At 42.6% G+C, this 22,828-nt stretch carries 21 protein-coding genes and 1 pseudogene; 9 read left to right on the top strand and 13 right to left on the bottom strand.

Features of this window, described 5'->3' with window-relative positions:
- Positions 1 to 16: 16 nt before the first annotated feature.
- Positions 17 to 667, bottom strand: a complete 651-nt coding sequence (locus MST16_RS00875) for a response regulator transcription factor (RefSeq protein ID WP_078190543.1) — start codon at positions 665 to 667, stop codon at positions 17 to 19.
- A gap of 374 nt (positions 668 to 1,041) precedes the next feature.
- Here MST16_RS00875 and msuE point away from each other — a divergent pair, with 374 nt between their 5' ends.
- Together msuE and MST16_RS00865 are read left to right on the top strand one after the other, a co-directional pair.
- Positions 1,042 to 1,773 carry an FMN reductase gene (msuE, locus tag MST16_RS00870; protein ID WP_180012447.1) on the top strand — a complete coding sequence of 244 codons (732 nt, stop codon included), beginning with the start codon at positions 1,042 to 1,044 and terminating at the stop codon, positions 1,771 to 1,773.
- A gap of 39 nt (positions 1,774 to 1,812) precedes the next feature.
- Positions 1,813 to 2,328, top strand: coding sequence for an LLM class flavin-dependent oxidoreductase (locus MST16_RS00865; protein ID WP_257224726.1), 516 nt, complete (start codon positions 1,813 to 1,815; stop codon positions 2,326 to 2,328).
- Here MST16_RS00865 and MST16_RS00860 read toward each other — a convergent pair.
- Together MST16_RS00860 and MST16_RS00855 are read right to left on the bottom strand one after the other, a co-directional pair.
- Positions 2,294 to 2,779, bottom strand: a complete 486-nt coding sequence (locus tag MST16_RS00860; RefSeq protein WP_227554803.1) for a transposase — start codon at positions 2,777 to 2,779, stop codon at positions 2,294 to 2,296. The two genes, MST16_RS00865 and MST16_RS00860, sit on opposite strands and share 35 nt — an antisense overlap.
- Before the next feature lie 47 nt (positions 2,780 to 2,826).
- The gene (locus tag MST16_RS00855) at positions 2,827 to 3,132 is read right to left on the bottom strand and encodes an IS630 transposase-related protein (RefSeq protein ID WP_087547287.1); all 306 of its coding nucleotides are present in this window, start codon (positions 3,130 to 3,132) and stop codon (positions 2,827 to 2,829) included.
- Positions 3,133 to 3,168: 36 nt separating this feature from the next.
- On the opposite strand from MST16_RS00855, the pseudogene MST16_RS00850 reads away from it, so the two are divergent.
- From MST16_RS00850 to MST16_RS00840, 3 genes and pseudogenes are all read left to right on the top strand, one after another.
- Positions 3,169 to 3,798 (top strand): annotated as a pseudogene (locus MST16_RS00850) (LLM class flavin-dependent oxidoreductase); the annotation flags it as partial.
- Positions 3,799 to 4,291: 493 nt separating this feature from the next.
- Positions 4,292 to 5,710, top strand: a complete 1,419-nt coding sequence (locus tag MST16_RS00845; protein WP_180011580.1) for a deoxyribodipyrimidine photo-lyase — start codon at positions 4,292 to 4,294, stop codon at positions 5,708 to 5,710.
- 124 nt (positions 5,711 to 5,834) lie between these two features.
- Complete coding sequence (locus tag MST16_RS00840; protein WP_180011582.1) at positions 5,835 to 6,449, top strand: riboflavin synthase subunit alpha; 615 nt, start codon at positions 5,835 to 5,837, stop codon at positions 6,447 to 6,449.
- A 71-nt stretch (positions 6,450 to 6,520) separates the two neighbouring features.
- On the opposite strand, the gene MST16_RS00835 is transcribed toward MST16_RS00840, so the two are convergent.
- Positions 6,521 to 7,699, bottom strand: coding sequence for an acyl-CoA dehydrogenase family protein (locus MST16_RS00835; RefSeq protein ID WP_168379415.1), 1,179 nt, complete (start codon positions 7,697 to 7,699; stop codon positions 6,521 to 6,523).
- Positions 7,700 to 8,005: 306 nt separating this feature from the next.
- The gene (gene acs / locus MST16_RS00830) at positions 8,006 to 9,949 is read right to left on the bottom strand and encodes an acetate--CoA ligase (protein WP_180011584.1); all 1,944 of its coding nucleotides are present in this window, start codon (positions 9,947 to 9,949) and stop codon (positions 8,006 to 8,008) included.
- A 284-nt stretch (positions 9,950 to 10,233) separates the two neighbouring features.
- On the opposite strand from acs, the gene MST16_RS00825 reads away from it, so the two are divergent.
- Positions 10,234 to 10,812 (top strand): DUF805 domain-containing protein, encoded by a 579-nt coding sequence (locus MST16_RS00825; RefSeq protein ID WP_180011586.1) that lies wholly within the window; start codon positions 10,234 to 10,236, stop codon positions 10,810 to 10,812.
- 123 nt (positions 10,813 to 10,935) lie between these two features.
- Complete coding sequence (locus MST16_RS00820; RefSeq protein WP_078190551.1) at positions 10,936 to 11,907, top strand: mechanosensitive ion channel family protein; 972 nt, start codon at positions 10,936 to 10,938, stop codon at positions 11,905 to 11,907.
- Here the strand turns inward: MST16_RS00820 and MST16_RS00815 are convergent.
- From MST16_RS00815 to prfB, 5 genes are all read right to left on the bottom strand, one after another.
- Complete coding sequence (locus MST16_RS00815; RefSeq protein ID WP_180011588.1) at positions 11,893 to 12,603, bottom strand: 16S rRNA (uracil(1498)-N(3))-methyltransferase; 711 nt, start codon at positions 12,601 to 12,603, stop codon at positions 11,893 to 11,895. The two genes, MST16_RS00820 and MST16_RS00815, sit on opposite strands and share 15 nt — an antisense overlap.
- Positions 12,604 to 12,830: 227 nt before the next feature.
- Entirely contained in the window at positions 12,831 to 14,111 is a 1,281-nt protein-coding gene (locus MST16_RS00810) for a 3-deoxy-D-manno-octulosonic acid transferase (RefSeq protein WP_180011590.1), read from the bottom strand.
- A gap of 87 nt (positions 14,112 to 14,198) precedes the next feature.
- Entirely contained in the window at positions 14,199 to 15,287 is a 1,089-nt protein-coding gene (locus MST16_RS00805) for an alkene reductase (RefSeq protein ID WP_111884475.1), read from the bottom strand.
- 37 nt (positions 15,288 to 15,324) lie between these two features.
- The gene (locus MST16_RS00800) at positions 15,325 to 15,624 is read right to left on the bottom strand and encodes a helix-turn-helix transcriptional regulator (protein ID WP_078190555.1); all 300 of its coding nucleotides are present in this window, start codon (positions 15,622 to 15,624) and stop codon (positions 15,325 to 15,327) included.
- Between the two features lie 154 nt (positions 15,625 to 15,778).
- Positions 15,779 to 16,874 (bottom strand): peptide chain release factor 2 gene (gene prfB / locus MST16_RS00795; protein ID WP_111884474.1). Its coding sequence is split into 2 segments (ribosomal slippage): positions 15,779 to 16,801 and positions 16,803 to 16,874, totalling 1,095 coding nucleotides; the frame shifts between segments, so codons are not numbered across the junction.
- Between the two features lie 181 nt (positions 16,875 to 17,055).
- On the opposite strand from prfB, the gene MST16_RS00790 reads away from it, so the two are divergent.
- Both MST16_RS00790 and MST16_RS00785 read left to right on the top strand, forming a co-directional pair.
- Positions 17,056 to 17,913: a putative porin gene (locus tag MST16_RS00790; protein ID WP_180011592.1), complete on the top strand. Its 858-nt coding sequence runs from the start codon at positions 17,056 to 17,058 to the stop codon at positions 17,911 to 17,913.
- Between the two features lie 325 nt (positions 17,914 to 18,238).
- Positions 18,239 to 19,024 carry a putative porin gene (locus MST16_RS00785; RefSeq protein WP_180011594.1) on the top strand — a complete coding sequence of 262 codons (786 nt, stop codon included), beginning with the start codon at positions 18,239 to 18,241 and terminating at the stop codon, positions 19,022 to 19,024.
- 72 nt (positions 19,025 to 19,096) lie between these two features.
- Here the strand turns inward: MST16_RS00785 and recJ are convergent, their stop codons facing one another.
- From recJ to glmM, 3 genes are read right to left on the bottom strand one after another with little or no spacing between them, the layout of a single operon-like run.
- Positions 19,097 to 20,800, bottom strand: coding sequence for a single-stranded-DNA-specific exonuclease RecJ (recJ, locus tag MST16_RS00780; protein ID WP_180011596.1), 1,704 nt, complete (start codon positions 20,798 to 20,800; stop codon positions 19,097 to 19,099).
- Complete coding sequence (pdxH, locus tag MST16_RS00775; RefSeq protein WP_180011598.1) at positions 20,801 to 21,457, bottom strand: pyridoxamine 5'-phosphate oxidase; 657 nt, start codon at positions 21,455 to 21,457, stop codon at positions 20,801 to 20,803. It lies immediately after the preceding gene.
- Positions 21,458 to 21,475: 18 nt separating this feature from the next.
- On the bottom strand, positions 21,476 to 22,807 hold the full coding sequence (gene glmM, locus MST16_RS00770) for a phosphoglucosamine mutase (protein WP_180011600.1): 1,332 nt from the start codon (positions 22,805 to 22,807) through the stop codon (positions 21,476 to 21,478).
- Between the last annotated feature and the right edge of the window lie 21 nt (positions 22,808 to 22,828).

Below are 22,828 nucleotides of genomic sequence, written 5' to 3'. Positions count from 1 at the left end.
TTTTTGGAAAAAATCCTTAGATTTTCTTTTCTTCAATATTCAATGCATTAATTGCCAATACAGCTTGAGTTCGGTTTTGTACGCCTAACTTACGGAAAATCGCCGTTACATGCGCTTTAATAGTTGCTTCAGATACATCTAACTCATAGGCAATTTGCTTATTCAACAAACCTTCCGCCACCATCATTAACACACGGAATTGTTGCGGTGTTAAAGACTGAATACGTTCTGCCAATGCTGTTTCATCTGCAGCACGTGGGTCAAAGTTCATGTTGGCAGGTAAATTTGGTGGTAACCAAATCTCGCCTTCTAAGACTTGACGAATCGCTTCACCAATGTGGCTCGGATGTGCAGATTTTGGAATATAGCCCATCGCGCCATGTGCAATCGCACGTTGGATAATCGACGCTTCTTCATGCGCAGAGACCACAATGATAGGAATCGATGGATATTGTGCGCGAATATGCACCAAGGCAGAAAAGCCTGAAGCGCCTGGCAAGTTTAGATCCAATAACACAAGATCAGGCTCAGGGCCATTTTCAAGACGTTCATAGCATTCATTGACTGCTGCAGTCTCATGAATTTGCGCCTGAGGCAAACTATAACGAACCGCCTGAATTAAAGCATGACGAAACAGCGGGTGATCATCAACGATTAAAATATTCATAAGCAACGTGAGAGATCTTGTGCACAATGACCCTATTCTAACCACACATGCTATGTGAAGGATATGCAAGAACTTATTTTTTTGCATTTAAAATGTAGATTTTCACCTAAAATGCGTCTTTTTTCGCATTTTCTATAAATCTTTAAATCTAATCATATTTTCATATAAATTTTATCAACACAGTAAAAATGCTTATATCTAAGCATTATATGTTGAAATATCAACAGTTTAAAATTTGAAATTTCACGAATCTTGAGGTTTTTCCAACATATCTAAAAATCAGATAACTTTTCTGATTTTCGTTATTTTACAGTGATCCACGCATCGGGATTAATAAAAGGCATTCCGAGAAACCACACTTTTAGGTTTAAAAAATGTCTCAAGTTAATCTACAAAAACCCCTGAATATTGTTGCTGTGTCAGGTGGTCTAAACAATCCATCTAAAACTGAAGCTTTGGTACAAGCCATTGTTGATGAGCTCGGTGATGCGACTCCAATCAATGTGCATTTTATTAAGTTTAGTGAAATTGGCAATTTATTAGGTGGCGCGATTTACCGTAACCAATTGCCACAACGTGTACAAGATGACCTTGCTGCCGTTGAAGCTGCTGATGCACTGATTGTTGGAACGCCAGTTTACCGTGCTTCATTTACAGGTCTATTTAAACACTTCTTTGACTTTGTCGAACAAACTGCATTGGTCGATGTACCTGTCTTGCTTGCAGCTTCGGGTGGTTCTGAACGCCATGCTTTAGTGCTTGAACATCAACTGCGTCCATTGTTCAGTTTCTTCCAAGCGCAAACATTGCCGATTGGGGTCTATGCAACAGATCGTGATTTCACCCCTGAATACACCATTCATAGTGAATTACTCCGTGACCGCATTACTTTAGCCGTAGCACGTGCGCTGCCGATTTTGGAATGGGCTCCAGCCAAAGGTCAGCGTGCTGAAGTGGTGAAAGCCAAGTCTCAACAAGCCAACCAAAACTTGGGCATTAATAAGCAAATCGAGCAAGAAGAAGTCCTTCCTTCTGCAGCTGTTCCAAATTTGGATGCCGCTGAAGCTCGACTGCATAGTAAAAAGCCAAAAACGCAAGTGGCCTAAACACCACAGCATAACAATTCGATCCCGAGGGTTTGCAAAATGTCAGTACAAGAAAAAAACATTACATTTGCGTACTGGGTACCAAACGTCAGTGGTGGTTTGGTGGTCAGTAATATTGAACAGCGTACCGATTGGAGCTATGACTATAACGTGCGTTTGGCACAAGCTGCAGAAAAAAGTGGCTTTGATTATGCGCTGACTCAAATTCGTTTTACCGCAGGCTATAACGCGGAAAATCAACATGAGTCGGTGAGTTTCAGTCATGGTATTTTGGCCAAAACTGAAAAGCTCAAAGTCATTGCCGCGATTTTACCCGGCCCTTGGAAACCAGCTCTGGCTGCGAAACAATTGGCGACCATCGATCATCTCACCAATGGCCGTATTGCAATTAATGTCGTGAGTGGTTGGTTCCGTGGTGAGTTTGATGCGATTGGAGAAGAATGGCCCGAGCATGATCAACGCTATGCGCGTTCTGAAGAATTCATTCGTAGCCTAAAAGGCGTTTGGACGCAGGATATAGCTAAATACCAAATAAATCATTACAGTAATCTTTAAATAATTTATCAATATCTTTAACTCTAAACTTAGTTCGAATCGCCTTGACTCGTGACCACATATTTTCTATTGGATTTAAATCTGGACTATATTTAGGAAGCCACACAATGTAATGGCCTGCACAACGTATCAACTCTTGAAGTCTTTTCCCTTTGTGAAAGGTCGCATTGTCCATAATCAAAACACTGCTTTCTTTCAACTTAGGTAATAAATCCTGTTCAATCCAACATTCAAATACTTCTGTATTCACAGAACAATTAAACACACCAACTGTCAACAATCTATTTTCGATAATTGCACCGATCGCATTACTGCAATTCTTCAACTGCCAGTTAAATTCACCTTCAGCACGTGTTCCTTGAAGGCTATAACTATGAGTTCTGGTACTTTCACTTTGAAAACCACTTTCATCTATGTAAATCAGAGGCAATTTCCCTTCTAAACACTCTATGAGATTTTGAAATTGCTGACGTTGATTTTGATCTGCTTTAGGATGCTTTAACGTCTTTTTTTACGCGATATTCCTGCGGCATGTAATGCATTAAATACCGCATGAGTGCTTACTCCTAAACGTTCAGCTCGCTCATACTGATAATCATCAGGATATTGTTCAACATCCTTCAATATTTGCTCTCTGCTAATTTTAGCTGGACGGCCAGGAATAGGTTTGTTTGTAGTGGACTTTTTCCAGTTCTGAATCGTTTGTATACAGATGTTAAAATGCTGTGCTGCTTTTCGCACAGACATTTCATCTCGAATCATAATTTCTATGACTTTGTCTTTAAAATCTTTTGAATATCCCATATCTCTATTGTTCTATAGTTTTTAGGATTTGGCTATAACTTTAGTTTTGATGGTAAATACTATCAATTTAAAGACTACACCCTATCTCCAAAACCGGTGCAAAAACCGCATATCGAGATCTTTCAAGGTGGCAGTTCACGTGCAGCACGTGACATGGCATCCCGTGTTTCCGATTGGTACTTCACCAACGGCAATAGCCCTGCTGAGTTGAAAAAGCAAATCGATGATATTCGTGAAAAAGCCAAAGCCAACAACCATCAGGTCAAAATCGGGGTGAATGCCTTCATTATTGCCCGAGATACGGGGGAAGAAGCCCAAGCGGTGCTTCAAGCGATTATCGACAATGCCAATACCGAAGCGGTCAATGCCTTTGGCGATGCAACTCGTGAAGCAGGTGCATCCACCAAAGAAGGCGAAGGAAACTGGGCAAAATCTACTTTTGAAGATTTGGTTCAATATAACGACGGCTTTAAAACCAATCTGATTGGCACGCCACAACAAATTGCAGAACGCATTGTGGAACTCAAAAGTGTAGGCGTCGATTTGGTTCTCTCAGGTTTTCTCCACTTCATTGAAGAAGTGGAATACTTTGGCGAAAAAGTGTTGCCACTGGTTCGTGAACTGGAAGCTCAACAGCAGCAAGTTGTGCAGGCTAAATCAGCATAATTGTTGATGCAGTCACAGCTCATGTAATCAGCATAATAATCACAACCGGCTCACTTCACTTTCCTCCCCTAAGGCTCGGCTTAGGGGATTTTTTATCTCGAGTACCATTTAAAGACATGCTCTGATTCTAGAAAATGAGCTGACCTGTAGACAAAGAAAAAGCCCGACATCCTGTCGGGCTTTTTCTATATGGATACTTAAGCATGACTCCTGTCTTGCTTCACAGTCCTGATGGTGAACACTTTGTTATTGTTTTATGTTCCGGAACGTCCTGTTCCTGTATGAGTTCATCTTAGGTAAAATTTAAAAGTGCGCCTAGCGTCAAAAACTTCGTTGCTTGTACGCTTAAGCTGACAGAATTGTGCGCAATCGGTTAAGTTAAACGATAGATATTATATGGTTTTTTATAGAAATCGATTTTTTAGATAATTTCATTACCAATAGATACCCCCGTAATTCTGGTGATATTTCCAACAAAAACGAGGCAATAAACATGCAACTGGTTTGGTTTCGACAAGATTTAAGACGACATGACCATAGCGCACTGTGGCAGGCGACACAGTCTGGTCCAACGATTGCCTTTATTGCGCTTTCTCCTGAACAATGGGCAAGGCATGACGATGCCCCCATTAAAATCCATCGCTATCTTGCCCAACTGGAACTTTTGCGACAGCAATTGGCTGAACTAAATATTCCACTGATTATTCAGCATATTCCCCATTGGTCAGACATCGCCAATGAGCTATTAACCCTATGTACTCAGCTCAATATACACACTGTTCATGCACATATTGAACATGGTGTGAATGAACTTAAACGAGATCGCGAAGTACAACAGTTATTAGAACAGCAGCACATCTCTGTTGAGCTGTACCATGACCGCACCCTGTTTCCTGTTGGCAGTATTCGCAATCAATCTGGACATCCTTATCAAGTTTTCGGTGCATTTAAGAAAAATTGCTACGAAAAATTAAGCATCAGTCTGCCTACTTGTTATCCCGCTATTGAAGCCCAAGCGGCTCTCGAACCGCATCCGCTGTGGCAAAATCAATTTGATTTAACTCCTTTTTATCCCACATCGCTGTTAGCTGCTCAAATCGAGCTTTGGCCGATTGGAGAAGATCACGCACTACAGTGCTTAGATGAATTTATTGAACAACATCTGCATCGTTATGCTGATGATCGGGACTTTCCTGCGCTCAATGGAACCAGTCGAATTGGCATGTATTTAAACTTGGGCATCTTGTCTATTCGCCAATGTCTGCAAGCCCTGTTTCGTGAACAAGGCGGCTATTTCCAGATCGACTACAGAGGACAACAAACTTGGCTCGATGAGCTGCTTTGGCGTGAATTTTACCAGCACATTTTATTTGACTACCCGCAAGTTTCTCAGCACCAGCCGTTTCAAACCAAAACCTTAAAAATAAAATGGCGCCATGCACCACAAGACTTTGCTGCGTGGCAATACGGCCAGACGGGCATTCCGATCGTCGATGCAGGGATGCGTCAACTACTGGCTACGGGTTGGATGCATAATCGGGTGCGGATGATTTGTGCCATGTTCCTTAGTAAGAATCTACTGATCGATTGGCGGTTGGGGGAGCAATGGTTTATGCAGCACCTTGTCGATGGTGACTTAGCAGCCAATAATGGCGGTTGGCAATGGTGCGCCTCGACGGGTACAGATGCTGTACCTTATTTTCGGATTTTTAACCCGATCAGCCAATCTCAGAAATTTGATCCGAACGGAGATTATCTACGTCAATGGCTACCTGAGCTGGCAGATTTGGATGCAAAGCAAATTCACCAACCCTTTGCCAAAAATCCTCAATTGGAATTGAACTACCCTCAGCAGATCGTTGACTTAAAACAGTCTCGCCTAGCGGCAATTGAAACATTCCGAGCATTGTAGATATTGCCAAGATCGAACTGCGACAGATCAAAACGCCGTACTGAAATGATCACTGTAAAGCATAGCCGAGCGTTCGTTTTGTCCCTACAATATAGAAAACGCAAATCATTTTAGAGACGCTCACATGTATACAGGCATCGTGCAAGGTTTAGAAAAAGTCTTAGACATTCGTCAAGGCAATGGCTTCACAACCTTGGTGATTTCAAATCATCAGAATTTTTTTCATGATGTCTTTATCGGAGCAAGTGTGGCGATTAATGGCGTGTGTTTAACGGCCACACATATTGATTTGGCAGCCAACCAAGTACATTTTGATGTTTCTGAATTGACCAATCAACTCACCACGCTAAAAGCTCTCAAGGCCGGTGATGAGGTCAATGTCGAACGCTCAGCCAAAGTTGGCGCAGAAAATGGTGGTCACAATCTATATGGACATATCGAAGGCACAGCCACGATCAAAAACTTAGAACATCGTGGGAAAACCTTTCATCTCGATATTCACATTCCGGCAGGCAATATTAAATATTTCTTTCTCAAAGGTTTTATTGGACTCAATGGTTGCAGTTTGACTGTGAACCGTGTTGATCGTGCCAATAGTGAAATTTCAATCGATCTCATTCCTGAAACACTGCGCCTCACTACATGGAAAGATGTCCAAGTCGGTGATGCCGTGAATTATGAAATTGATCAAACAACGCGAACCTTAGTCGATACCTTAGAAAATATTCATCAGCGTTAAAATCGACTGACAGCACATTGCAAAAAGCCTCCCTTTCGGAGGCTTTTTATTGGCTCATTTGCAATATACGTTTAAGAATAAAAACTTGGATCTGGCACTTTGGCTGTGAGCACCCATTCACCAACTTCCTGATATTTATAATCAATCGGATCGTGCAGGGTCTGGGTACGCACATTGCGCCAGAAGCGGTCTAAATTCAGTTTGGCCGTCGTGGCACGTGCGCCCATCACTTGGAAAATATTTTGCGTAATGTACAGCGAACTATTGGTGGCCGCAATTTTGGCTGTTGCAATCGCAATAGAGACTTCTCCACGTTGTTCCGCCGTCAAAGCTTCACCAATCTCCCAAGCCCCTTGCAAACGCTGAACCGCTTTATCTGCCAATAAACGTACACTTTCTAATTGCACATAAAACTCAGCAAAATGCTTTTGAATAAATGGGTCATTCACTGCATTTTCAGCCAATGATTTTGACCACGCCTTTTGGTTTTGAACCGTCTGTTTTGCTGTTTCAAAAGCCCCTTCTGCCACCCCTAAAAACAAATGCACAAAGATCAACTGTGCAATCAATGGACGCAAGCTGGAATACGGCGTACTCAAAGGCCCCGGGTTCAGGAGTAATTCATCTTTGGAAATTTTTACCTGTTCAAAATGACTGCTTCCACTGTCGGTTTGACGTTGTCCCATATTGTCCCAATCGCCGAGAAAACTGACGCCTTCACGTGCTGTAGGAATCACCCCGATCAATAATTTTCCGTCATCATTGAACCCAGAACACAGCAAAATGTCAGAATCCATGGAACCCGAACAAAAACTTTTATCGCCATGAAACACATATTCATGTTCAGACAGTTGCGTCACTGTCGTACGACGGTCCAAAGGGTTTAAGGTGTTGCCCCAAAATAAATGCTCACGTGCAGTCTGTTCAAACCATGGGCCATATTGCTCTGGCTGCGCGAACAACTGTACGGTTGCAATCAATAAATGATGGAAACCATAAACATGCGCCAATGAGCTATCCACTTGGGCAATGGTTTGAATGGTTTTAAAAATCGTCTGCCAATCTGCACCCTGTCCACCATATTGCTGTCCAATGGACAGTGCAAGCAAACCACTTTGACGAATCAAATCACGTTCAGCTTTGGGATTTCCCCCCTGCTTATCACGCTGAGCAGCCGTGGTGGCAAATTCTGCCGCCAGTTTTTGGGCAATATCGATTGGATCTTGAGTCAATGGAGTTGAAGCGTTCATATGTCTATCTGATTATTCTGTTACCGTTTTAGCTTAACAAAGCGCAGGCATTCAGCTTATCTCAATGCCTGCAGTCTATATCTGTAAAATCTATATCTCATGAAATCTAAGTCACCTAAATTCAGGCGACTTATGGCTTGGTCTTTGTTATCCATCGTATGTACGGTGGATGAAATGCATCATGAACGTCACCTCATCCTAATCAACATTTCTAGGGGAAAGGACGTTCAATATTGCCTTAATAACCCGTCGTATGAGCGATAGTGAACTTTCATCAGAACGCTATCACTCATGCTCAAATTGCTCTTATGACTTCGGATAAACCGTCACAATCAAATGTTCAACCACTTGAGGTTCTGCCAAGGTCGAAGTGTCGCCTAAAGAGTCCAGCTCATTGGCCGCAATTTTTCTTAAAATTCGGCGCATGATTTTACCAGACCGCGTTTTAGGTAAGGCTGGCGCCCAATGCAGTGCATCTGGCGTTGCCACTGGTCCAAGGACTTTTCGTACCCAAGCCACCAGTTCCTGACGCAACTCATCCGTCTCGGCTGTCCCGGCTTGTAAGGTCACAAAGGCGCAAATCCCCTGTCCCTTAATATCATGCGGCATACCCACCACCGCAGACTCTGCCACAGCATCATGTGCAACCAGCGCACTTTCAATTTCAGCCGTTCCTAATCGATGCCCTGAAACGTTTAAGACGTCATCCACACGGCCCGTAATCCAATAGTAGCCAGACTCATCACGACGTGCGCCATCACCTGTAAAATACGTCCCCGGATAAGTGGAGAAATAAGCTTCAATAAAGCGCTCAGGATCACCCCAAATGGTTCGCATTTGTCCCGGCCAAGAATCCTTAATCACCAAGTTACCTTCTACGGCGCCTTCAAGCTCATTGCCTTCAGCATCAACTATCGCAGGTTGTACACCAAAAAATGGACGCGTCGCCGAACCCGGTTTTAAATCAGTTGCCCCCGGCAATGGCGTAATCATGAAACCACCTGTTTCTGTTTGCCACCATGTATCCACCACTGGGCAGCGGCTTTCACCTACCACGGTGTAGTACCAATTCCATGCCTCTGGGTTAATGGGTTCACCCACTGAACCTAGTAAACGCAGACTACTACGGTCACTTTCTCGGACAAAGGCATCCCCTTCTCGCATCATGGCGCGAATTGCAGTCGGTGCCGTATATAAAATAGTGACGTTGTGTTTATCGACAATATGTCCGGTTCGAGCCCAACTTGGATATTGTGGTACACCTTCAAACATCACGGTCGTGGTGCCATTCGACAATGGCCCATACAACACATAAGAGTGTCCCGTAATCCAACCAACATCGGCAGTACACCAAAACACATCATCTTGTTTAAGGTCAAAAACTTCACGGAAGGTACAATTCACATAGGTTAAATAGCCGCCTGTGGTATGCAATACACCTTTCGGTTTTCCTGTCGAACCTGATGTATACAAAATAAATAGCGGGTCCTCGGCATTCATAGGTTCAGGTGGACAAATATCATTGACCGACATGATTTCCATGTGATACCACAGGTCACGATCCGCTTTCATTTCGATCGGGTTACCTGTACGGTGCACCACAATGACATTTTGAACCGAAGATGTGCCTTCAATGTCGAGTGCAAGATCGACATTTTCTTTGAGTGGAATGGGCTTGCCACCACGCATCCCACAATCCGCAGTAATCACGACTTTCGCCTGACTGTCATCGATACGACTTGCCAATGAGTCTGGTGAGAACCCGCCAAAAACCACGCAGTGTACTGCTCCAATTCGGGTACAGGCCAACATCGCAATTGCCGCTTCTGGCACCATTGGCATATACAGCACCACACGGTCGCCTTTGCCCACGCCATGTTTTTTCAGCACATTAGCAAAACGGCAAGTTTCATCATGCAGTTCTTCAAAAGAAATGATTTTATGCCGTGAAGGATGATCTCCTTCCCAAATAATGGCTGGTTTATGTGGATGTTCTTTTAAATGTCGATCGAGACAGTTGGCACTGACATTCAGTTCACCGTCAGCAAACCACTCAATCTTGAAATCATCTTGCTTAAAATTTGTATTTTTAACTTGGGTAAACGGTTTGATCCAATCGATCTTTTGCGCTTGCTCCGCCCAAAACTCATCTGGTTGTTCAATCGATTTTTGATAACGCTCAAAGTACTCCGACTCATTGATGCGCGCGGTTTTTTTAAAACTTTCAGGTACTGGATAGATCTCTTTCATATTGTATTTTCCTTGATCTGATTCATCTCATCACGAGATGCCATGCCACATTTCTACTTTTATAATTTCTGCATCACAGCAGTATGACGATTAATTTTTAATCGCAGCAATCATGCTTTGGTCGTATTATTCTTTCCCATTTAAAGCACATCTATAAGCAAAATTTCAACAAAAACATGTTTCAATTCAGTATCTGATCAGTTCATTTGAACCTATAATGCAAAGGTAATTTTACTCAGCATTCCACTTTTTTATTCTTCCATACACGTTGAGTTGACCCAAGCATGAATACCAATGACTCTTCTTTCTTTTCCCGTCAGACGACCACTACATCGGATAATCCCCTGAAACCAGATGGACGTTTTGGTCGACTGAGCATGATTGGTTGGTATGGCTTTCTCAATATCATCAGCTTTTTTGCCTTGATCGCTTTAAGCCTTGCCGTGGGTATTTTCAACATCAATACCATGACGTTAAATGAGCAATTTGTTGGCATATTCACTGGGGTATCTGGCCTCGCCTATTTGGCGATTATTATTCTCTATATCTATTTTTATTGTGTCTTTGTCGTGCGTCGGCTGCATGACCTCAATAAAGCCGGTTGGTTGCTACTGCTCTTATTTATCCCCGTGATCAATCTATTCTTTATCCTGTATTTATTATTGGCCTCAGGCACACCGACCGTAAATCAATACGGCGCGCCACGCCCTGCTGCAGTTTGGGAAAAAATTCTGGCATGGTTGATGATTTTAATCAGTGTCTTGTCGCTCGTGGCTACAGGTAGCATCACGTCTTATATGATGGGTAGCGGAGAAATTGAATCGCCTACAGAAATCATTCAACAAGGTACTGAATATTTCTAAGCCACTAACCGAATTTGAGCCTGTCTGAATTTTGATACATCCGTTCGCAAGCCTGTAAATGAGGGTTATTTTCGCCACTAATTTCAGGCAAAATAGCGAAAAATCTGAACATTTGGAAAACTCGTGGCTGAAAAAGAAAATGCCTTGAGTGATGTCACTCAAGGCACGACTCAACTTTTGCAAGAGGCAACTGAAAAAACTGCACAAACCGTGCTGGAACATACCTCTAAATATAATGACGCATACTCAACGATCGATAAATTTGTCGATGGATTTTGGGAACGCCTACCTTATATTTGTATCGCATTAATTGTTTTTACGATCTTCTATCTACTGTCTAAACTCTTTAGATTCTTTGTTCGTAAAGCGCTCACTGACCGTTCTTACTCAAAACAAAATCTAGTTTTGGTCCTGAACCGTGTGGGTAGCTCAGCCATTATGTTCTTCGGTTTCCTGATTGCGATGGTCATTGCGATTCCTGGGTTCACACCGGGTCAACTCATGAGTGCCTTGGGGATTGGTTCGGTTGCAATCGGTTTCGCGTTTAAAGATATTTTCCAGAACTTACTGTCGGGTATTTTGATTCTCCTCGGTGAACCTTTCAAAATCGGTGATGATATTATTGTGTCAGGAATGGAAGGTACGGTTGAAGATATTCAGATCCGTGCAACCTTTCTACGCTCTCCAGATGGTCGTCGTATCGTGATTCCAAACGCGACGGTTTACACCAGTGCGGTAACGGTGAATACCGCTTATCAACGTCGTCGTTGTGAATTTGTGGTGGGTATTGGTTATGAAGATGACATTCAAAAAGCTAAAAATATTGTTTTGGCTATTTTGGACAAAGACCCAACCATTTTGAGCCAACCTGCGTTTACCGTAAACGTGAATGCTTTGGCTGATTTCTCGGTCAATCTGAATGTCCGTTGGTGGGTAGATACCACAGAAACCACCACTGCGAACTCGATCAGTGAAGTGCAAGAACACGTTATCCAAGCATTCAATCAAAATGGTATTTCAATTCCGTACCCTGTACAGGAAGTGAAAGTTTACCGTGGTGATCAAGCTGAGGCAGAAGCTTCAACAGCTAAATAATCGCCCTAAAACGTACGGAATCACAGTTTCTGTACGGATAATTCGGTTGCCTAAGCTGACTGCTTGGCAGCCGTTTTTTATGAGTAAATCTACCTCATAAGGAATAAATCCACCTTCAGGTCCAATGATGATCGTACATCCATGTTGAATCCCTGTAGGCATCACATCTTCGACATAAGGATGCGCCACATAAGCGGGATAGTCCGAGGAGATCATGCTCGGTAGAACATCCTCCACAAAGGGCTTAAAGCGTTTATACAGTTCAATTTTGGGCGCAATGGTGTCACCTGCCTGCTCCAAACCCAACGTCACATAGTGATCGAGCTGCTGTAAAAATGGCGTCTGCCAATAGCTTTTATCCACGCGATAACTGTGCAGCAAAATGATTTTTTCTACACCTAAGGTGACGGCATCCATGATCAGACGGCGCAACACTTTCGGACGAGGCATTGCCACAATTAAAGTCACCGGATGCTTTGCAGGTACTTCTTCTTCTTGTAAGGGTTTAAGTTGAATGCGCTCATCACTGATACTGACGATTTGGGTTAAATAACGCTTTCCTTCCCGAATACCGACTTTGAGTGTATCGCCCACCTGTATATTCACATGGTTTTTTAAATGCTCAATTTGACGTTTGGCGCTAATACTCCAAAGTTCAGATTCAGTTTGACGAGGATCAAGCAAGACGATGTTCATAAATAACCATATCAATTCACGCAAAGCATATGTCATTGAGGACAGGCGACATGGATGTCGCCTGTGCGCTGAGGTACAGGAAGTACCTTCAGCGTACAGAGGATTTTTGCTACTTTTAATCCTTTAAAAGTAGATTATGCCTACGAATAGGATGTTCAACGATCACCATAAAATAAGGCCGTGATAAAACTTGCCTAATAAAAATTAATGTATCGCAAAATTAAAACTTAAAGGTACTGATCAATCACTTGAATATGTTGAGCCAATGACCCTGTATTCTTTTGCATAATCTGCTGCGCTGCAGCATTCAAACACTGAGCTTGAAGCTTATCTTCGATTAACTCAAACAACACCTGAGCAGCCTGTTCTGCATCTTGCACTACTCTCACGCCTTGAGCAGCAACGAACTCATCCACAATGGTTTGAAAATTAAAATAATGCTGACCTAATACTGTCGGGACATGCAGCGCGATAGGTTCCAAAATATTATGTCCACCGCCCGGTACATTTAAAGAACCACCGACAAAACACGCCTGACTCAGTGCCAGCCAAAGCCATAATTCACCCATACTATCCGCTAAATACACTTGCGTTTCAGGCTGAATCGTTTGCTTTAAACTGCGGCGCTGTGTGCGTAAATTCAGTTTCTGCGCTTCTACAAAAACCTCATCAAAGCGTTCGGGATGCCGTGGTACGACGATACATAACAGCTCAGGCTGTTGTTGCAAAATCGGCTGCAGTGCCGCGAGCAGTTTTTGTTCTTCGGGTGCATGCGTACTGGCAATGGTGATGATTTTACGGCCTTGCAAATCCCAATCTTTTCGTAACTGCGCTGCTTGTTGCACAAAGCTATCGGGTGCATGAATATCAAACTTGATACTTCCCACGACCTGACTGGTATGGGGGTTTGCACCCAACTCAATAAATCGCGCTAAAGTTGCCTGATCTTGCGCTAATAATTGTTTTAAACTCTTTAGCATCGGCTGCGTCAAACTCGGGACTTTGCCATAACCCTTCGCCGATTTTTCAGATAATCTGGCATTAATTAATAAACTCGGAACGTTAGCCTGATCGGCTTCAATCATCAAATTTGGCCAGAGTTCAGTTTCGACTAGAGCCAACATTTTCGGTTGATATTTTTCGATAAAACGACGGACTAATTTTTTTTGATCTGCCGGCAAATACACGGCCTGAAACAGCGATTCATACGGTGCTTTTAAAAATAATTGTTTCGCACGCGCTTGTCCGGTTTTGGTGGTATTGGTAACTAAGACCGGATGACCTGCTTTGAGATAATGTTCAATCAGCGGCTGCGCAGCGTTAGTTTCTCCGACGGAAACCACATGAAACCAAATTGCATTACGGTTTTTAACTGGCTGAAATGGCCCAAAGCGCTCAATACACTCTTGCTGATATAGTTGGAAATCTTCAGCACGTTTTTTGATGCGCCATTGATATAGCGGCTTAATCAGCGCCAAAGCTGCGTTATACCAAAAAGGAGTAGTCAAATTATTACGCTCAAAAACGGTTTGAATCGGCAGAATATATCAGAGCATTATCCACATGTTAATGGATAATGCGTATTCAAGTGTCGATTAATAGGTTGAACGACCTGAACCAAATTTATTTTTCATGCTTGGATAATCAATATAGCCTTCGGCTACATCTGTTCCAATCATATTTTCCAACTGCAATTCATTCAGTGCAGCATTCGCTAGCAAACGTTCAAACAAATCTGGATTGGCAATATAAGCTTTACCAAAAGACACCGCATCGGCTTTACCTGAGGCCAATAAATCTACAGCATCTTCACGGCTTAAACGCATATTGGCAATATATGGCACACCATTTGAGCGCTGTTTCAGATAGTCACTAATACTGTCATCCGCCAGATATTCACGGGTAAAGAAAAATGCAATCTTCCTCTGCCCCAACTGCTCTAAAGCATAGCCAAAGGTTTCACGTGGATCATGATCGCCCATGTCGTGTTCATCACCACGCGGCGCAAGATGCACACCTACACGACCTGCCCCCCACACTTCGATCAGCGCATCCACCACTTCAAGCAATAAACGTGCGCGGTTTTCTACAGAACCACCATACTCATCTTCACGTAAATTGGTTTTGCTTTGTAGGAATTGATCGATCAAATAACCATTGGCCGCATGCAATTCCACACCATCAAAACCGGCTTCTTTGGCTTTGATCGCAGACTGTTTGTATTGTTCTACAATGCTTTTGATTTCTGCAATCTCTAATGGACGTGGCACGACATATTCGCGTTTTGGGCGAAGCAGACTGACATAACCCGCCTGTTGTACCGCACTGGCAGAAACTGGTGTATCACCATTCAAAAGGTCGGGATGTGAGACACGTCCGACATGCCACAATTGTGCCACAATTAAACCTTGCTGTTCATGTACGGCTTGGGTCACCAATTTCCAGCCCTGAACTTGAGCATCGGTAAATAAACCCGGCGTCTGCAAATAGCCATTAGCTGCTTCTGAAATGACTGTTGCTTCTGAAATGATTAATCCAGCACTTGCACGCTGTGCATAATATTCAGCCATCATCGGCGTTGGAACACGGTCAATGGTTGCACGACTACGGGTTAGTGGCGCCATTACAACGCGATTTTTGAGGTGTAAATCACCCAAAATGAGAGGAGTATTAAGTTCAGCCATATATGTCTCGCCTAACACTTCAAATGCGAAAAATGATTTAAAGTGAGTTCTGCAGATAATCAATATATTGCTGAATGAGTTCTTCATTGCGCGAAAAATACGACCATTGACCATATTTCTCGGCTTGAATTAAGCCCGCCTGTTGTAACACAGACAAATGATTAGACATCGTAGACTGCGAAACATTACCGAGTTTTTCGATATTGCCAGCGCATACACCACGATTAAAGCCGCCACATTGTTCTTCTGACAAAAATTGTTCAGGTGTTTTCAACCATTCCAAGATTTGACGTCGAGTCGGATTGGCAAGTGCTTTAAAAATTAAATCAATATCCATAATTTAAACGGGTTTAATTAAATAAAAATTTGGACAACAAAGTTCTATTCAGCATCTTGAATACACTATATCGTATTTTTTCGATTTTTATATCGATTTTTTTAGATATGATGATCAAAAACAGATAGAACTTTGTTTTCTATATAAATTTAAATTACAAACCTTGTTTGAGGCTGGCTTCAATAAACTTATCTAAATCACCATCAAGTACCGCGCCGGTGTTTGAACTTTCCACACTGGTACGTAAGTCTTTAATACGCGAGTCATCTAAAACGTATGAACGAATTTGGCTGCCCCAACCGATATCGGACTTGGTGTCTTCCAACGCTTGTGCCGCATCATTACGTTTTTGCATCTCAAGTTCGTACAATTTTGCACGTAACTGTTTCCAAGCATGGTCACGGTTGGCGTGCTGTGAACGTTGGTTCTGACATGCCACCACAATCCCTGTTGGAGCGTGAGTTAAACGTACTGCAGAGTCTGTTTTGTTAATGTGCTGACCACCCGCACCAGATGCACGATAGGTATCAGTACGAACATCAGCAGGATTGATTTCAATTTCAATATTGTCATCAATTTCAGGCGATACAAAAACCGCTGAGAATGAAGTATGGCGACGGTTACCCGAGTCAAAAGGTGACTTACGGACTAAACGGTGTACGCCAGATTCTGTACGTAACCAACCATATGCATACTCACCTTCTACACGGATCGTTGCAGACTTGATCCCTGCCACATCACCATCAGACTCTTCCATCACTTCTGCTTTAAAACCATGACGTTCAATCCAACGTAGATACATACGTAGTAACATCGATGCCCAGTCCTGTGCTTCAGTACCACCTGAACCTGCTTGAATTTCGACATAGCATGGGTTCGGGTCCATCGGATTACTGAACATACGACGGAATTCTAATTTCGCAAGTTCTGCTTCCGCTGAAGTTAACTCTGCTTGCACATCTGCAAGTAAGCTTTCTTCTTCTGCTTCAACCGCAAGATCCAACATCGCTTGGGCATCTTCTAGTTGAGTTGAAAGCCCTTCGAGCACGTTAATGACGTTTTCGAGTTCACCTTTTTCTTTTGCCATTGCTTGCGCACGGCTTTGATCATTCCAAATTGCTGGGTCTTCCAGCTCACGTAGAACCTCTTCTAAACGCTCTTTTTTCAGATCGTAGTCAAAGATACCCCCGTAATGTTTGACCACGGTCGTTTAAGTCTTTTAGCTGTAATAGATACGGATTAATTTCCACGTGAATTACTCTCAATCAAAAAATTTGGCTTAAATAGCCGCCTATTATATCACAGAGCATTTGCACAGTTTCAGCCAGATTGATCATCCAAATCATTGACTTCAATGCACATAATATGAACAATACGCTCGCGTTACTATTTATTACATTTTATTTACAACAATAATGTTTCGAGGGTTTTATGAAAAAGACATTACTTGCACTAGGATTAGCTGTTATCACTTCATCAACTTTTGCTTATGATGCGCAAATTGATGGTGGCTATACATATACTGATTGGGATGATGACTATACAGATTCAGATCATTCTGTTGATGTAAAAGGTACATTGTACTTTGAGTCAGTAAAAACTGGTAATGGTCCGTTAAATGAAGCCGCATTCCTTGGACATAACAGCAACGTCTATGCGCAATATGCTTTTAATCGTAAAGAAAGCGTTGATTATATTGCATTTGATGAGTCTATTTCAGAATTTGGTTCAGGCAAAGATGAACAAGATACACATTCGATTTCGGCGGGTATCGAATACTACTATCAACAATTTTATGTAAATGGTGAAATTGGTACTTCTCGAGTTAAATACCAAGAAAATTATAAATTCCCTAGTTGGTCAGGTTCTTATAAAGACGACTATGATTCAACAACATACCGCGCATTAGTAGGTTATTTACCTGTCTCTAACCTTTTACTTGCTGTTGGTATTGATGGCTATCAAGGCGACAACGATGAAGACGAAGACAACCGTTTTGCTGTCAAAGCAAAATATGTTGCGCCTCTGAACAATGGTCAATACATCAACCTGGAAGCAGATGGTGCTTTTGGTGATTTAGATTCTGTTACGATTGGTGCAGACTACTACTTCGACCAAGCATTTAGCGTGGGTGCATCTTACAACATCGAAGATGATGGTGATGTAGACACGGATTTCTTCGCTATCCGTTCAAAATACTTCCTTAACCCGAACCTAGCAATCGGTGGTCAGGTTGGTTTTGGTGACGACGTTCAAGCGTTCAACATCAATGCAACTTTCCGTTTCTAATTTCGTTTGAATTAGGAATGTGCATAAAAAAGCACCTCAAAATTGAGGTGCTTTTTTCTTTTGGATGTAATATTTACTTTAAAAAAAGTCCAGTTATTGACCAAATAATCTACAAATTCATAATATCTACACAGTTTTAATAAAACAAAACATTAATAATAATTATATATTTTTCAACATCTTAAGTAATTAAAATTACATAAAATTACCGAATACACAGTTCTGCAACTTTGCAGCGATTGACCATCTTTAAAAATTCTCTAGACTAAAACTTGTAACAAAAAATGTATTAAATTTAGCCAAACAATTTAGAGGGGTAGTTTCCATGAAAAAACTCGCAATTGCTTCAGCACTTCTTTCTGCACTTGCTATTACAGGTACAGCTCATGCTTATCAAGCAGAAGTAGGCGCTTCAGCTGGTTACATCGACCCAGATAATGGAAGCTCTGGCAGTGAATTTGGTGTAAACGGTACTTATTACTTCAACCCTGTTCAAACGCGTAACGCTCCTCTTGCAGAAGCTGCATTCTTAAACCGTGCAAGTAACGTAAATGCACACGCAACTTTCGCTGACCGTGGCAATGTTGACGACAATACTTATGGCGTTGGTATCGAATACTTCGTACCAAACTCGGATTTCTATGTATCTGGTGATGTAAGCCGTAATAATGTCGAAGTTGACACTCCATTCGGCACAGTAGACAACGATACAACTTACTACGGCGCTGAAGTCGGTTATCTTCCTGCACCAGGCTTCTTAGTTGCAGTTGGTGTGAAAGGTTGGGATAACGATGAAGATGACGGCGTAGATCCAACTTTACGTGCTAAATACGTAACAACTTTAAGTAATGGTAAAGACATCAACCTTGAAGCGGGTGCAGCATTCGGTGATCTAGATGAATTCAATCTAGCAGCGGATTACTTCATCGACAAAACATTCAGTGTTGGTGCTGACTACTACAACAACGATGTCACTGATCGTAACGAAGTAGGGATCAATGCACGTAAATTCTTCAACCAACAAGTGAGCCTTGAAGGTCGTGTTGGTTTCGGTGAAGTTGGCAACAATGACTACAATTCATTTGGTGTAGCAGCGAAATACCGCTTCTAATCCATTGAAGTCAAAAACATAAAAAAAACCGCTCTTCTGAGCGGTTTTTTTATTTGCCTGTAAAAATAGAATTTATTGAGCCAAGTGTAAAACTCTCAATTGAACACTGACATTTCCTCTAAATTCATTTTTATCGAGTTCGTAGACCAAGCGGATTTGATCTTGCATAGGATTAAATTCATACTTTTCTGCCGCATTAAATGCAATTGCGTCCACCATTAAGCCATTATCTAAAGCAAGTTTTAATTTCAGATGCACATCTTTCAACCAACGATAATCTAAAACTTTAAATAGACCTTCATAGACCGGTGCAGGAAATTTTTGTCCCCATGGACTTAAATTTTGTAGCAGATCGACGGTTTCGACATTAATGGCCGAATCAGGCAATTCACCATCTGTCCAAATAGTCGCCTGAAATAAACTTTCATCTTGCGCAGCGATCAGTGCCTCAAAGGCAGTTTTAAATTCAGAAAAATGCTGCTTTTGAATGGTTAGTCCTGCTGCGGCTGCATGTCCACCAAAATGACTGACCAAATGCGGATGTAATTCAGCAATACGCTCAATACTGTCTCGAATATGAATACCTTCGATAGAACGCGCAGAGCCTTTAATATGTACGCCATCCTCATCTGCGGCAAAGACGATTGCAGGTCTATGGAATTGTTCTTTCAAACGCCCTGCAACAATCCCAATCACCCCTTGATGCCAATGCTGTTCAAACATGATCAAGGCTGCAGGTAAGTTATCCTGATCAAGCTGAATATGTTCTAACTCAGCCAGAGCTTCCTGTTTAATCTGCCCTTCGACTTGGCGTCTTTCAATATTGAGTTGATTCAACTGCTGCGCAATCGGATAAGCCGTACTTAAATCCGCCGCAATCAGACACTCAATCCCAATATCCATAGTCTCCATACGCCCAGCTGCATTGAGTCGTGGGCCAACTACAAAGCCCAAGTCCTGTGCTTTTAACTGTGCGGGATCACGACCAGCGATATCCAATAATGCACTGATCCCTGGACGACATAGTCCTTGCTGAATCCGCTTCAAACCAGCATCGATCAAGATCCGATTATTCAGATCTAGACTTGCAACATCGGCATAAGTGCCTAAAGCCACCAAGTCCAAATATTGGCTGAGGTTGGCTGTGGATTTAGCATTTTTTTTACGCATACTGGCCAAATTGGCCAACACATAAAATGCGACACCCACACCAGCCAAGGCTTTACTTGGAAATTCACATCCCAACTGATTCGGATTCACCACCGCTTCTGCTAGTGGTGTTTCCTTTGTGGTCAGGTGATGATCGGTAATGATCACCTGCATACCATGCGCCTGCGCCTGTGCTACACCGGCATGACTCGAAATTCCATTATCGACTGTAATCAACACATCTGGAGTAAAGCTCACGAAGGCCAAATCAGCAATGGCAGGTGTCAGACCATAACCATATTTGAAACGATCTGGAACCAGATATTCAACATCCGTACCCATATCACGTAGTGCCAAGACCATCAATGCAGTACTGGTCGCACCGTCGGCATCATAATCACCAACAATGACGATTTTCTTTTGAGTATCAATTGCTTGATCGATTATTTCAATCGCTTGCTCTAAACCCTTTAAGTTTGGCGCATGTAAGTGCTTAAGCTTCAATTCCAGCTCTTGTGCGGAAGAAACCCCGCGACGTGCCAATAAATCAGCAATAAACGGGGCAACGCCCTGAATATCTTCAGGGCGCGTCAAATAGGGTCTTTGTTGAATTAAAAGTTTAGACATTTATGGCATCAGTCGCTGTAAAACCCATTGACCATCCTGTAGTTTATAACTCAAGCGGTCATGTAAACGATTCGGACGGCCTTGCCAAAATTCATAATAATCCGGAACTAAACGATAGCCACCCCAAAACTCAGGTTTCGCCAATACGTCTTTGCTTTCCACTTGATCATGCAAATTTTGGAACCGCAGTTGTAATTCTTCACGACTGGCGATAACACCACTTTGCGGGGTGCTAATGTGTGCTGCGATTTGGCTGTCACGCGGTCGCTTATGGTAATAATCCGTAGATTCTTCTAGAGATATCTTTTCCACACGACCACTGACCCGAATTTGACGCTCCTGCTCTTGCCAATAAAACAATAACTCTGCATAAGGATTATCGAGCAGATCATTGCCTTTTTGACTGTCATAGTTGGTGTAGAAGTCATAACCTGAATGGGTCGCACCGCGCAACAAGACCGTCCGCACGTGCGGACGACCTTGGGCATTTGCCGTAGCCAAAGACATAGCATAGGGTTCATGCAATTGTGCTGCTAAGGCATGGTTAAACCATAATAAAAACTGCTCATGTGGATCACGGTTCACCTGATCTTCATGCAACTCACCTTTTTGATATGTTAAACGCAGTTCACTTAAGTCCTTAATCACATCATTCATGCAATTTCCCCTCTTGATTTAAGCTGCATTGGCACGAACAGCATCGGCCAAATGATTTGCCAACGCGGTGACTTCTTCAAGGTCATTACCTTCAACCATGACACGAATGACCGGTTCTGTGCCTGATTTACGAATCAAGATGCGACCGCGTCCTTTGAGCTGCGCTTCAGCTTTATCAAACTCGCTCACCAGTGCAGGTACGGCGTAGGGATCAAACATCTCAGCCAAGCGAACATTCACCAAGACGTTAGGTAATAACCTAAAACCTTCCACTAATTCATGTAAAGCTTTACCTTGCTCAACCATCACTGTTAACACCTGAAGTGAAGCAATGATCGCATCACCTGTGGTGCTCTTGTCCAAAGTCAAGATATGACCTGATGGCTCACCGCCAGTTACCCAACCCTTTTCTTCGAGGCCTTGTAATACATAGCGGTCACCAACTTTGGCACGAAGCAACGGCACTTTCGCTTGATCTAAAGCAATTTCAAGCGCCATATTGCTCATCACGGTACCCACGATACCCGCAGGTTTTTGACTCGCTTGAGTGGCTAAAATATAGAGAATATGGTCACCAGTAATTTGCTGACCGTTTTTATCGACCATAATCACGCGGTCAGCATCACCGTCAAAGGCAATCCCTAAATCCGCCTGATGTTCAACAACTGCTTTTTGTAAAAACTCAGGATGCGTCGAACCACAGTCTTTATTGATATTCAAACCATCCGGTTCGTTAAACAGCGCAATTACTTTTGCACCGAGTTCACGATATACCGAAGGACCGACGCTATAGGCTGCACCATTGGCACAGTCCACCACAATTTTTAAGCCTGTCAGGTCAAAATGGTACGGGAAGGTTGATTTACAAAACTCGATATAACGACCATTGGCATCTTTTACACGCACACTTTTACCTAAGTTTGCAGGGTCTTCGATCACCAAGTCATTTTCAAGTTTTTTGTTTATGGCTTCTTGAATTTCATCCGGCAATTTTTTACCTTCGCTCGAGAAGAACTTAATGCCATTATCAAAATACGGATTATGCGACGCCGAGATCACGATGCCTAAGCTGGCATGTAATGCACGGGTTAAATGGGCAATTGCGGGTGTAGGTAATGGACCCAACAAGTGAACATAAACACCTGCTGCGTTTAAACCGGCTTGTAATGCTGACTCTAAAATATAGCCCGATAATCGGGTATCTTTACCTAGTACAACGATGGGCTTTGCTTTTTTACTGTATTGTTTTAATACTTTACCTGCGGCAAATCCTAGTTTTAATGCAAATTCAGGGGTAATAGGCAATTCACCGAATTTGCCACGAATGCCATCTGTACCAAAATAACTCATGTTGTACTCACTTCTTAATGG

This window comes from Acinetobacter sp. YH16040_T (genome assembly GCF_024605785.1).
Lineage (GTDB): Bacteria > Pseudomonadota > Gammaproteobacteria > Pseudomonadales > Moraxellaceae > Acinetobacter > Acinetobacter amyesii.
Note: the sequence above shows the minus strand (reverse complement) of the source record. Positions and strands in the feature narration are given on the sequence as shown.